The following is a 12,437-nucleotide window of genomic DNA, read 5'->3' on the forward strand; positions in this document are numbered from 1 at the left end:
GTGTTTTGGAGGTTAGGAAGTGCTATCAGCGTTTTCTCAGGAACAATTAGCTACATATATTAAGCAAGTCTTGGGTGATGGATTATCAGATCAAGTAGTTAAAGATTGTATCCAGGCTTTAGAAATTATTGAGCCACCTGTAGCAAAGCAATTTTGGCAAGCGACTACAGCCAAGCCGGGAATTTATATTGTGCTGTCGGGTAAGGTAAGATTGCTTGATAGCTCCAACAATTTAATTAATACTCTCACGCCAGGATTATCATTTGGGGAGTTAACTTTATTTCCAGACCAAGATTTTAGCAGTTATGTTGCTAGAGCCTCTGTGAATTTAAAGGTTGCCTATCTTCCCGAAAAAACGGTAAAAAAGGTCATGGGAGAATTTCCTCCTGTTTATAATTTTTTGCTGAATAAGGCAGAGTTAATTAACAGTCCTAAGTCTCCAGATATACCGATTGTTGAATTGCCAAGAAATGGCAAAGTTGTTAATTTCTCTCAACCAATTATTCCCCCACCAACATCAACAAAGAAACCCTCTCAATATTTTCCTGTTCCTACTGTTATTGCTGGCAATTGGTGGCGGAAATTTACTAAACGCTACCCATTTTTTGAACAACAAAGTGCTGCGGATTGTGGTGCTGCTTGCTTAGTTATGATTGGTCGTTATTGGGGGAAAAACCTGAGTATTAATCGGCTGCGGGATCTGGCTAATATTAGCCGGAGTGGTGCATCTATGCGAAGTTTGAGTGCAGCGGCGGAAAGCCTTGGTTTTGCTACCCGTCCGGTAAAAGCCAGTTTGGATAAATTTGCCCAACAGCCTTTACCAGCGATCGCTCATTGGCAAGGTAAACATTACATTGTTGTCTATGAAATTACCAAAAAACAGGTAATTATTGCCGATCCTGCCATTGGTCAACGTCGGCTGACTACCAAGGAATTTCTCACAGGTTGGACTGGTTACGCTTTACTATTACAACCTACAGCTTCCCTCAAAAAAACGCCAGAAGCTAACACGCCATTTTGGCAGTTATTGGATTTAGTTAAACCTCATTTTCAGGTTCTCCTAGAAGTCTTTCTGGCTTCGGTATTAATTCAGATATTTGGATTAATCACGCCTTTATTTACTCAACTCCTATTAGATAGAGTTATTGTTCAAGGCAGTGTTTTAACTTTAAATACTGTCGGGTTTGGATTGTTAATTTTCGGCTTGTTTCGGGTTGCCATTAATGGCTTAAGACAATATTTACTAGATCACACAGCCAACCGCATTAGTATCGCCTTGATGGTAGGTTTTATTAAACATACATTTAGTCTACCGCTGGCATTTTTTGAATCTCGTTATGTCGGGGATATTGTTTCCCGTGTCCAAGAAAATCAAAAAATTCAACGTTTTTTAACTGGTGAAGCTCTTTCCATTGGATTGGATTTACTAACAGTCTTTATTTATGTGGGATTAATGTTTTGGTATAGTCCACCAATGGCATTAATGACATTAGCAATTGTGCCGCCATTTGTGATTTTAACATTCTTTGCTACACCATTTTTGCGGCGGATTAGTCGGGAGGTATTTACAGCAGGAACACTGGAAAATAGTTATTTAATTCAAAGCTTGACTGGCATTTCTTCGATTCGCTCAATGGCTATTGAACAAACGGTGCGTTGGCATTGGGAAGAATTGCTAAATAATTTAATCAAAAAGAACTTTAGTGGTCAAGTAATTGGTAATCAACTGCAATTAGTTAGTTCTACTATTCAATCTTTGGCAAGTACAGGATTATTATGGTTTGGAGCTTGGTTGGTTATTCAAAATCAACTTACCATTGGTCAATTAGTTGCCTTTAATATGTTATTAGGCAATATTATTCAGCCTTTCCAAAGATTAATTATTTTGTGGAATCAGTTACAGGAAGTAATTGTTGCCACAGAACGAATTAATGATGTCTTAGAAGCACAACCAGAGGAAGATTTAGAACATAAACCTCGGCAATTTTTACCAAGATTAATGGGGAGAATTAGTTTTAATAATGTTACCTTTCGCTATCATCCTGAAAGTGAGATTAATATTTTAGAAAATCTCAGTTTTGAAATCTTGCCTGAACAAACTGTAGCAGTTGTTGGTCGCAGTGGTTCTGGAAAAACAACACTTTCTAAGTTGATTTTGGGTTTATATCTAGCGACAGATGGAAGAGTTCTGATTGACAATCAAGATGTTACTAGTATTTCCTTAAATTCCTTGCGATCGCAAATTGGAGTTGTTGATCAAGATACCTTTTTATTTGGAGGAACAATTCGGGAAAATATCACAATTGCTCATCCAGAAGCCTCTTTAGAAGAGATTATGGAAGCAGCCAGACTTGCAGGTGCAGATGAGTTTATTAAAAGAATGCCAATGGGTTATGAAACTCAAATTGGTGAAGGGGGAGGAATGTTATCTGGAGGACAACGCCAACGGTTAGCAATTGCCCGCGCATTATTAGGAAATCCCCGACTTTTAATATTAGATGAAGCCACAAGTCACCTGGATGCCGAATCAGAACGGATTATTCAGAACAACCTCAAAAAAATCCTGCAAGGACGTACAAGTGTAATTATTGCTCACCGTCTTTCCACAGTTCGTCATGCTGATCTAATTTTAGTCTTAGATCGTGGTGTTTTAGTAGAAAGCGGTACACATGAACAATTAATCGCCAAAAGAGGACATTATTTCTATCTTAATCAACAACAATTAGCACAAAAAAATTAATTTTCACCATATCCCCGACTTCTTCAAGAAGTCGGGGATATATAACCAAAATTCTCTAATTATTTATGCCACAGTCAGTTTACACCCAACCAACTACTACTATAAAGCCGCAGCGTCAACCTGAATCTAATGCTGTAATAACAAACCAGCAAATCCAGATATTAGATAAAGCCAAGGATTGGTTTTATGGCACAGAGGAATTATTAGATGCTTTACCAAAAGCATGGACTCGTTCCATGTTGTATTTACTAGTTAGTTTTGCTACCGTTATTTTGCCTTGGGCAATGTTAACTAAAGTTGATGAAACGGGTAATGCTAGTGGGAGAATAGAACCCAAAGGAGCAACACAAAAATTAGATAGTGCGGTAACTGGTAGTGTTGTTAATGTCAATGTTAAAGAAGGAGCAACTGTTAAAGCTGGACAAGTTTTATTAGCAATGGAATCTGATGTTTTACAAACAGAAATTCAACAAGCACAATCTAAATTAGAGGGGTTAATTAATCGCCAATCTCAACTAGAGATATTAAAGAATCAAGTCTTAATGTCAATTAATATTCAACGTCAGCAAAACCAATCTCAATCATTAGAAAAAATTGCTCAACTTAATCAAGCTAAACAAACATTTGAGACTAAAAAAAGTGCTTATGATTTCCAAGATTTGGAAAAATTAGCTCAAATTGATCAGGCAAAACAGAATATACAATCTAATCAAACTAACTACAGATTAGCTACAAGTCGCTTACGTCGAGATATTTCGGAAGTTCAACGTTATCGTCTGCTATTAAAGGAAGGAATAATTGCTCAAACTAAAATAATAGAATTAGAAAAAATTGCTGAAGAAAGTCAACGTTCTCAAGAAGAAGCAAAATTTAATCTGCAAACAGCAAAGTTAAAACTAAAGGAAGAAGTCAGTCGTTATCAGTCACTAATGAATCAAGTTAGATCAGATATTGAACAGGCAAGACTACGGTTAGAAGAAGAAGAAAGTCGTTATAAAAGTTCTCTAAAAGGCGGAGAATTAATTTTATTGAAAAGTCAAGAACAGTTTAAAGACATTCAAAATCAAATCATTTCCCTTAAATCAGAAATGATGCAGACAAAAGGACAGATTACAGCCTTAAATTTACAACTAAAACAGCGAACTATCCGTTCTCCCATTGATGGAATAATTTTTGAATTACCTATTAAAAAATCTGGTTCTGTTGTCCAAGTAGGACAAATGATTGCTCAAATTGCTCCCGAAAATGCTCCCTTGATCTTGAAGGCACGTATGCCTAGTCAAAATAGTGGTTTTGTCAAGGCAGGAATGCCAGTCAAAATTAAATTTGATGCTTATCCTTTCCAAGAATACGGAATTGTGTCAGGACGTATTAGTTGGATTTCACCTAACTCTAGAGTTCAAGAAAATAGTTCTAACCGCATAGAAACTTATGAATTAGATATCGCTTTAGAAAATCCTTATATTCAAGTCGGTAACAAACGGATTCCTATTACCCCTGGACAAACAGCAAGTGCGGAAGTAATCATTCGTCAGCGTCATGTTATTGACTTTATCTTAGATCCATTTAAGAAGTTGCAAAAGAGTGGTTTAGAGCTTTAAATAAAATTAGTATCGAAGACATAATTTAATAAGTTATGTCTTTTTTTAAAGGCTTTAATATGCAACTTTTTGATTATTTTTAAGAGAAAAATGTCAGAATGAAATAGTTGAAATTACTAAAGATGAGAGGGTAAGACAATGAAGAAAATAGTGATAAATGACCTATATCCTAGTCATTTGTTAACCTTTATTGATGATTTAATGCCACCAGAATTGTATGTTTTATTAGGAAGAGGTTTAGGAGGGTTTTATCCCCCTCTAGGGCTAAGTCCTAATGTTTTTGTAACCACTGTTTATGATGGTGTAAATACCATCTCAACAACTTATGAAGGAGCCGGTAGCTTTCATGATAATAAATTTAATACGATAGATTATGCTCGGACAGTTAATGCTTGGGTAAATCGTTAGTTATTTCCGCAGATTCAAGGGCGATTTTGTCACATTTACCAAAACTGTTCACTGTTTAATAGGGAAATAAGATCATGGCTACAATCATAATTTCTGACTTACAGGAAAAGATATTTTTGGATGACTTAAATTCAGGGCAAATACAACAAATTTTAGGTACTGGTATTATACCTTTACCCTTACCCTTCTTAGGTGGACGGGGTGCTGATGTTGCCTTAACGACTGTTTATGATGGTATAAATAACTTAGAAACAGCATATCGTGGTCCATTGAGTTTCTACGATAATAAAATTTTTACTCTTGATCTGGCTAGAAGTGCTGTCTATTTAGTATTGTGAACAATTATTAGGTGGTTGTTTTTTCTTTACACACCACCGCTTATCTCCGAGGAAGTAAAAACTTCCTCTTTTTTGTTGTTCTTGCTGATAATTGTTTACAGTTATATGAAAACTGGTGTATGTTATAATGTGGGATTATAGATATGAATTACTGCATATAAATGATAGAAATTTCCCAGACAGTAATTATTCCTGATAGCGATATTGAAATTAGTGCAATTCGTTCTCAGGGTGCAGGTGGTCAAAATGTCAATAAGGTGGCTACTGCTATTCATTTGCGCTTTGATATTGGGGCTTCTTCTTTACCAGAAATCTATAAAGAACGGCTTTTAAAGTTGAAAGATAACCGCATTACTCTTGAGGGAGTTGTGGTGATTAAAGCGCAGGAATACCGCAGTCAAGAACAGAACAAAGAGGAAGCTTTCAGACGACTTCAAGAACTGATTAAAAGTGTATCTGTGTTACCTCGAAAACGCAAACGGACAAAACCAAGTCGCAGTTCTCAAAGAAAACGTCTTGATAGTAAAAACAAGCGGGGACAAATTAAGTTAACTAGAGGAAAAATTACAGAATAATCACGATGCTATTACTGTGATGATAATATATAGCAATCCTAATAAAATACAAACATCTCCTTTCTCTCTTTCTCTGTGTTCTCTGTGCCTCTGTGGTTCGTTAAAAAAAATCTTGTACATAAATGCTATATATTAACGTCCCAACATTTTATCTCGAAGATGCTTAATGCGAAGAATAAAAATATACTACTCTAGCCAAAAATAACCAATGAGGTTATGAAATCTAGTATTATTGGCTCTAATTGTCAAAATTATAGAGAATCATAATTATTTGGAGTTGTTTTGTCATTAGTAATTACCAAAAATCAACCACCCGTTCTGTATGTGGATACAATAAAAGACTATCCGCGTCATGTAGAGATGCTTTTGAAAGACTGGGATGAGATATTGCAACTCCCTGAAGACTGCTTGGAACTGATAATTGATTTCCACTATTGCGAATTCCTTGGACACATCGGTGTTACCTTTTTAGGGGGAATAGTTCGCCTATTTGCATACAGGGGTGGAAATGTCATTTTTCACTGGAATACACTTATAGACAAAATTCGGATGAATTTGGCTCAAAATGGGTTCCTCTATGATTTTGGCTACAATCAGAAACCTTGGGATGGTAATTCAGTACCTTATCGAAGCGATCTTCAACACGACCCGATAGCCATTGCTGACTACGTAGGAATGTGGATTTATTAACTTACGATTCTTGATAACGACCGTCTAACCTAATGTTAAATTACATCCATCAAGATTTGCACTTTATTTAATCCTCATTCCTTAGGATATAAATGGTTGGGGTGGTCGACTTTGGGATTGGTATACCGAATAGTGTTCGCACTTTACCCGAAAATGCGGACATGACAGCTATTGAGGCTCTAGAGTGGGCATTTAAGCCAGGAAATAGTACCAAACGGCAAGGTATCCGACAGGGTGAAGGTTTACACATACTACAGGAATTTGTCAGAAAAAATCATGGAACTCTGATGATTTTCAGTAATGACAGCTATGTCAATATAGGGGATAATGGAATTAAATATGAAAACATTTGTACTAACTTTTCGGAAACGCTAGTCAATATGGCTTTTCGATGTGATTAAAAATACTACTGTTTAGCTTCAGAAGTTCCTAAACTCAAGAAGCTGAAGCTTTAGAGAGAGGGAGATAAGGACATGATGTATAAAGTTTACGATATAGTTGGCGAGTATGCCATCACTCCTGATGGTGGACAAAAGTTATATGATCAGATTCATCCATGTTTACTAACTGATGAAACTGTGGAGTTAGATTTTGCAGGAGTGAAGGTTTTTGCATCTCCATTTGTGAATTTTGCATTTGGTCAATTGTTAAAAGATATCCCATCTGAGAAGTTGAATCAATTGCTTGAATTTACTTCTCTCAATGCTGATGGATGGGATGTTATTAATCACGTAATGACTAGAGCTAAACGTTATTACTCTGATGAAAAATATCGTAATGCTGTGGATACGGTGATAACAGATATGGCTGCAAGTTTTTGAAGTATGGCGATTATTCAAGCTGATATCATAGATATTAAAACTGACACTCCACAGCAGAGTGACATTTTCTTTGTAGATACCAATGTCTGGTTTTGGCAAACTTATACCAACGCTGCATTTACTGCTAAACCTTACCAAATTACAGATTATCCCAACTATATCAACAAAACGCTGCAAAATGGAGCTACTCTCACCTACTCTGGACTCACTTTAGCAGAACTTGCTCATATCATAGAGAAAACAGAATATGACATTTATGTCCAATCTCATCCGGGTTTACACTTTAAGAAATACCGTCATGATTATCCAGAAGAACGGGCTAATTTAGTTACTGAAGTTAAATGGGTTTGGAGTCAGGTTAAAGCGATCGCTATTCCTATTAAACTAACAGTAGATGATGCTACTACTGATGCTGCTATTAAGCTATTTACCACCCAAGCAGTTGATGGTTATGATTTGCTGATGCTCGAAGCTATTAGCATAGCAGGAGCAGGAACAGTTAAGATTATTACTGATGATATGGATTATAGTGTTGTTCCAGGTATTCAGGTGTTCACTAGCAATAAATATGTTATTCAAGATGCTGCTATGCAAAAGAAGTTAGTAAGGCGTTAATTATACATTTATGTTATCTTCCTAACATTTTATCGCGCAGATGTTTAATGCGATCGCGTAATTTTGCAGCTTCTTCAAATTCCATCTTCTTCGCCGCTTCCTTCATCTGTTTTTCTAACAGGGTAATTAACTCTGGAATATCTTCCAAAGATAATTCATCTAGATGTTCATCAACCATTTTTAAATCAGTGGCATTTAATCGCCGAGAAGCATCTAAAAATGATAAAATCGAATTAGTTTGTTTTTTAATAATCGGTTGCGGCGTAATTCCGTGCAATTTATTATAAGCCGTTTGAATTCCTCTTCTTCTATCAGTTTCATCAATGGCTTTAATCATACTCCCTGTTAATTTATCAGCATATAAAATTGCCTTTCCTCTAATGTGACGCGCCGCCCGGCCAATAGTTTGAATTAAAGAACGTTCAGTCCGCAAAAATCCTTCCTTATCTGCGTCCATAATTGCAACTAAAGAAACTTCGGGTAAATCTAAACCTTCCCGCAATAAATTGACACCGACTAACACATCAAAAACACCATTTCGCAAATCTTGTAAAATCTCAATCCGTTGAATGGAATTAATTTCTGAATGCAAATATCTGATTCTAATTCCTCTCTCTTCTAAATATTCAGTCAAATCCTCCGCCATGCGTTTAGTTAATGTTGTTACTAAAGTTCTTTCTTGACGGTCAACTCGATCTTTTATTTCTCCTAATAAATCATCAATTTGTCCTTCTGTAGGACGCACAAATATTTCTGGGTCAATTACTCCCGTCGGTCTAATTACTTGTTCAATAATATTCTCTTCCGAAATTTCTAATTCCCAATTTCCTGGAGTCGCAGAAACGAAAATACATTGATTGACTTTTTGCCAAAATTCTTCGGCTTGTAAAGGACGATTATCCGCAGCACTGGGAAGCCGAAAACCATGATCTATTAATACTTTTTTCCTCGCTTGATCTCCATTATACATTCCGCGAATTTGGGGAACGGTAACATGAGATTCATCTATTACTAATAACCAATCTTTGGGAAAATAATCAATTAAACATTCTGGTGGTTCTCCCGCTTGTCTTCCTGCTAAATGACGAGAATAATTTTCTACGCCGTTACAATATCCCACTTCTCGTAACATTTCCAAATCATAACGGGTGCGTTGATCAATGCGTTGCGCTTCAACTAATTTCCCCATTGATTCTAATGTTAATTGTTGCTGTTTTAATTCTGTAGCTATATCTTCACAAGCTATTTCTACTCTTTCTTTGGGCGTAACAAAGTGACGCGCTGGGTAGATATTTACGACTTCTAAACTGTGGAGAATTTCCCCACTAACAGGATCTACATACCTAATTGCATCAATTTCATCACCAAAGAATTCAACTCTAATAATTCTATCTTCATAAGCAGGAGAAATTTCTAAAACATCACCACGAACTCGAAATTTTCCTCTCCCCATTTCGATATCATTCCGAGTATATTGAACTGCGGTTAAATCTCGTAAAACTTGACGCGGATCAATTTCCATTCCCAATTGTAACCGAATTGCGGCTTTGAGGTATTCCGCCGGCATTCCTAAACCGTAAATACAACTAATTGAGGCGACGACAATCACATCCTTGCGTTCAAATAAGGAACGAGTGGCGGAATGTCGTAACATATCTATTTCTTCATTAATCGCTGATGTTTTTTCTATATAAGTATCAGTAACAGGAATGTATGCTTCCGGTTGATAGTAATCGTAATAACTGACAAAATACTCAACTGCATTATCAGGAAAAAACTCCCGCAGTTCGTTACACAACTGGGCAGCTAATGTCTTATTATGTGCTAATACTAGGGTAGGTCTACCGACTTTTTCAATGACTGCGGCTATGGAGAATGTCTTCCCAGTTCCTGTCGCACCCAGTAATGTTTGATAATGATTTCCTTTTTGAATACTAGCAGAAAGTTGTGCGATCGCTTGTGGTTGATCACCAGTGGGAACAAAAGGCGCTTGCAGATTAAAATCCATTATCTAGCTTGAACGTTACACCTAGCAATTCTACACAATTTCTCAGTTTTGCGTTAGGCGCGAAATTTTTTTTTGGGAAGTTGGTTTGCAACATCGCTGGCGATGTGCTATATTAATATAATGGAGTGGTGATAAAATTTTTATTTAGGCACGCATTTCCATTATCAGAATATCACGCCTGGCGGCGCGAGTCAACCCCTAAAACCCAAAAAAAAGAATTTTTTTCTACTTAAATATCAATTTATACTTGTATTTATATAGGAATTATGAGAAATGAACCACGAAGAAGCGAAGGACACTAAGGAAGAAAAGAAGGGTTTTAGAGAATTTTTGCGTGGGTTATGTCTATAGTATCAGAACTGGTTAAAATAGAAAATAAATCTACCGCTGTTTTAAAAATGATACCAGAAGCAAATATTGAAGATGTTCAAGAACCAATTACCACCGCACCACCGGAGGTAAAGCAAATTATTGAGAAGGTGTGGAGATTGGAGAAAAGCCGATTAGATAGAAAGAGTAAGGGTCATATTAATGATGATATTCTCACTATTGTGAAGGAAGCGGTGCAATGAAGCTAACTTCGATTAAATTATGTAATTTTCGTTCTTTTTATGGGAAGACACCAGAAATAACTTTAGCTGGTGGAGATGTTCGCAATACTACTATGATTTATGGTAGTAATGGCGCAGGTAAAACTAGTATTTTGAATGCATTTACTTGGGTTTTATATGAAAAGTTTAGTGCGGCTTTTGCGTCAACTGAACAGTTAGTAAATAAACGCGCGATCGCAGAATCTCAACCTAGTCAACCGGTGGAATGTTGGGTGGAAGTTGGTTGGGAACATGAAGGTAATCGTTATCGCGCTACTCGTGGTTGTCGGGTTTACAAAAATGAAAGTGATGTAATCGAAGCTGGGAAAACTCAGTTAAAAATTCAAGTTGCTGGAGATGACGGAAAATGGTATTTCCCACTTCAGCAAGCTGAGGAAATCATTACTCAGATTTTACCAGCAAGTTTACATCAATATTTTTTCTTTGACGGTGAACGGATTGAAGAAATTGTCCGTTCTGATAATAAAGCGGAAATTTCCGAAGCAATTAGAACTTTTTTGGGTGTGGAAGTTATTGAACTGTCGATTAAACATTTGAAAGATGCTAAAAAGAGTTTAGAAACTGAGTTAAAACATATTGGCGACGCGGAAACTAAACAGTTATTAACTCAGCAAGAAAAGCAAGAACTGGAAATTGAAAACATTAATAAACGTCAAACGGAAATAAATCAAGAGTTGGAATATCAGCAAACTTTTAAAAAGGAAGTTAGTAATAAGTTACGAGATTTGAGTGCTGTTAAGGAATTACAGGAAAGAAAGCAAAGTTTAGAATCGCAAAAAGATAGTTTACGGGAAGAGTTGAAGAAAACACGGGAGAATTTGAAAAAGACTATTTCCGCACGGGGTTATACTGTTCTGTTATCGGAAACTACGGCTAAGTTTCGGGAAATATTTACAGATTTAAAACAAAAGGGTGAATTAACAGCAGGAATTTCCCGGGAATTTGTCAATGATTTACTCAATAGTGGACGTTGTATTTGTGGTGCAGATTTAAGGGAAGGAACTCATACTCATTTTCATGTGAAGAATTTAATGAGAAAAGCAGGTTCTTCAACTGTGGAAGAAACCGCAATTAGAATGAGCGCACAAGTTGATGAAATTGATAAACAAGCAGTTGATTTTTGGGAAGAAGCAGACAGGGAACAAGCCAGAATTCAACAGTTAAGGGAAAATCTCAATCAAGTTGAATTGGAATTAGCGACTATTCAAGAACAACTGCGAAAAGATCCCAATGAGGAAATTAGCAGTTTACAAAAACGTCTTGATGAAATTGAAGCCAAAATTGATGAATTAAATCGAGAACAGGGTGCAAATCAACAGGAAGTTTCTCACCTAAAAACTGATATTGATGCTTTGATAAAACAAATATCTAAGCAAAAACAAAATGAGGAAAAACAATCTTTAGCACAGCGTCGGATTAATGCTACTCAAGATGCTATTGAACGGTTATCAGAAGTTAAAAACCGTCAAGAAAATCAATTTCGTCTGCAATTAGAACAGCGAGTACAGGAAATTTTTTCGGATATGTCTTTTACTCCTTATGTTCCTAAAATTAGCGAAAAGTATGAATTAAGTTTGGTGGAAAATACGACGGGAATTGAAGCACCAGTCGCAGCTTCGACGGGGGAAAATCAAGTTCTCAGTTTATCTTTTATCGCTAGTATTATTGATAAGGTGCGTGACTGGAGTGAGAAGCGAAAAATGATTATGCTTCCTGAAAGTAGCACTTTTCCGATTGTTATGGATTCTCCTTTTGGGAGTTTAGATGTTAATTCTCGTCGTCACATTGCGCGAACTATTCCTAAGTTAGCAAATCAGTTGGTTGTGTTGGTGACTAAGACTCAGTGGCGGGTTGAGGTTGAGGAGGAAATTGCTGATAAGGTGGGGAAGGAATATGTTTTGGTTTATTATTCTTCTAAGCCTAATTGTGAACAGGATTTTATTGAGTTGGGGAGAGAAAGATATGCTTTGGTTCGACAGAGTTTGAATGGTTTTGAATATACGGAAATTGTTGAGGTTGAACGAAATTAA

Annotated in this window: 12 protein-coding genes; 11 read left to right on the top strand and 1 reads right to left on the bottom strand. The window is 36.5% G+C overall.

The window, feature by feature from the left end:
• Positions 1-19 precede the first annotated feature (19 nt).
• The 9 genes from NG743_RS04955 to NG743_RS04995 all read left to right on the top strand — a co-directional run bounded on the left by NG743_RS04955 (position 20) and on the right by NG743_RS04995 (position 7,788).
• On the top strand, positions 20-2,740 hold the full coding sequence (locus NG743_RS04955) for an ABC transporter transmembrane domain-containing protein (protein ID WP_257121627.1): 2,721 nt from the start codon (positions 20-22) through the stop codon (positions 2,738-2,740).
• A gap of 65 nt (positions 2,741-2,805) precedes the next feature.
• On the top strand, positions 2,806-4,341 hold the full coding sequence (locus tag NG743_RS04960) for a beta-barrel domain-containing protein (protein WP_257121628.1): 1,536 nt from the start codon (positions 2,806-2,808) through the stop codon (positions 4,339-4,341).
• 138 nt (positions 4,342-4,479) lie between these two features.
• Positions 4,480-4,749, top strand: a complete 270-nt coding sequence (locus NG743_RS04965; RefSeq protein ID WP_027404600.1) for a hypothetical protein — start codon at positions 4,480-4,482, stop codon at positions 4,747-4,749.
• Positions 4,750-4,823: 74 nt separating this feature from the next.
• Positions 4,824-5,087, top strand: a complete 264-nt coding sequence (locus tag NG743_RS04970; RefSeq protein ID WP_027404599.1) for a hypothetical protein — start codon at positions 4,824-4,826, stop codon at positions 5,085-5,087.
• A gap of 161 nt (positions 5,088-5,248) precedes the next feature.
• Positions 5,249-5,662: an alternative ribosome rescue aminoacyl-tRNA hydrolase ArfB gene (arfB, locus tag NG743_RS04975; RefSeq protein ID WP_027404598.1), complete on the top strand. Its 414-nt coding sequence runs from the start codon at positions 5,249-5,251 to the stop codon at positions 5,660-5,662.
• A gap of 282 nt (positions 5,663-5,944) precedes the next feature.
• Positions 5,945-6,352, top strand: coding sequence for a hypothetical protein (locus tag NG743_RS04980; protein WP_051424450.1), 408 nt, complete (start codon positions 5,945-5,947; stop codon positions 6,350-6,352).
• 92 nt (positions 6,353-6,444) lie between these two features.
• The gene (locus NG743_RS04985; protein ID WP_027404596.1) at positions 6,445-6,753 is read left to right on the top strand and encodes a HAMP domain-containing histidine kinase; all 309 of its coding nucleotides are present in this window, start codon (positions 6,445-6,447) and stop codon (positions 6,751-6,753) included.
• A 72-nt stretch (positions 6,754-6,825) separates the two neighbouring features.
• Positions 6,826-7,173, top strand: coding sequence for an STAS-like domain-containing protein (locus tag NG743_RS04990; protein ID WP_027404595.1), 348 nt, complete (start codon positions 6,826-6,828; stop codon positions 7,171-7,173).
• Between the two features lie 3 nt (positions 7,174-7,176).
• Positions 7,177-7,788, top strand: a complete 612-nt coding sequence (locus NG743_RS04995; protein ID WP_193962531.1) for a hypothetical protein — start codon at positions 7,177-7,179, stop codon at positions 7,786-7,788.
• A 13-nt stretch (positions 7,789-7,801) separates the two neighbouring features.
• Here the strand turns inward: NG743_RS04995 and uvrB are convergent, their stop codons facing one another.
• On the bottom strand, positions 7,802-9,799 hold the full coding sequence (gene uvrB, locus NG743_RS05000; protein ID WP_306459845.1) for an excinuclease ABC subunit UvrB: 1,998 nt from the start codon (positions 9,797-9,799) through the stop codon (positions 7,802-7,804).
• Positions 9,800-10,137: 338 nt separating this feature from the next.
• On the opposite strand from uvrB, the gene NG743_RS05005 reads away from it, so the two are divergent.
• Entirely contained in the window at positions 10,138-10,368 is a 231-nt protein-coding gene (locus NG743_RS05005) for a hypothetical protein (protein ID WP_035083309.1), read from the top strand.
• Positions 10,365-12,437: an AAA family ATPase gene (locus NG743_RS05010; protein ID WP_257121630.1), complete on the top strand. Its 2,073-nt coding sequence runs from the start codon at positions 10,365-10,367 to the stop codon at positions 12,435-12,437. Before NG743_RS05005 ends, NG743_RS05010 begins: the two co-directional genes overlap by 4 nt.

It is taken from the genome of Dolichospermum heterosporum TAC447 (assembly GCF_024584745.1).
Lineage (GTDB): Bacteria > Cyanobacteriota > Cyanobacteriia > Cyanobacteriales > Nostocaceae > Dolichospermum > Dolichospermum heterosporum.

Bases quoted from the DNA above. Each gene is read 5' to 3' on its own strand.
- NG743_RS04960 (WP_257121628.1), top strand. From the start codon at position 2,806: ATGCCACAGTCAGTTTACACCCAACCAACTACTACTATAAAGCCGCAG.
- NG743_RS04965 (WP_027404600.1), top strand. From the start codon at position 4,480: ATGAAGAAAATAGTGATAAATGACCTATATCCTAGTCATTTGTTAACC.
- NG743_RS04970 (WP_027404599.1), top strand. From the start codon at position 4,824: ATGGCTACAATCATAATTTCTGACTTACAGGAAAAGATATTTTTGGAT.
- arfB (WP_027404598.1), top strand. From the start codon at position 5,249: ATGATAGAAATTTCCCAGACAGTAATTATTCCTGATAGCGATATTGAA.
- NG743_RS04985 (WP_027404596.1), top strand. From the start codon at position 6,445: ATGGTTGGGGTGGTCGACTTTGGGATTGGTATACCGAATAGTGTTCGC.
- NG743_RS04990 (WP_027404595.1), top strand. From the start codon at position 6,826: ATGATGTATAAAGTTTACGATATAGTTGGCGAGTATGCCATCACTCCT.
- NG743_RS04995 (WP_193962531.1), top strand. From the start codon at position 7,177: ATGGCGATTATTCAAGCTGATATCATAGATATTAAAACTGACACTCCA.
- NG743_RS05005 (WP_035083309.1), top strand. From the start codon at position 10,138: ATGTCTATAGTATCAGAACTGGTTAAAATAGAAAATAAATCTACCGCT.
- NG743_RS05010 (WP_257121630.1), top strand. From the start codon at position 10,365: ATGAAGCTAACTTCGATTAAATTATGTAATTTTCGTTCTTTTTATGGG.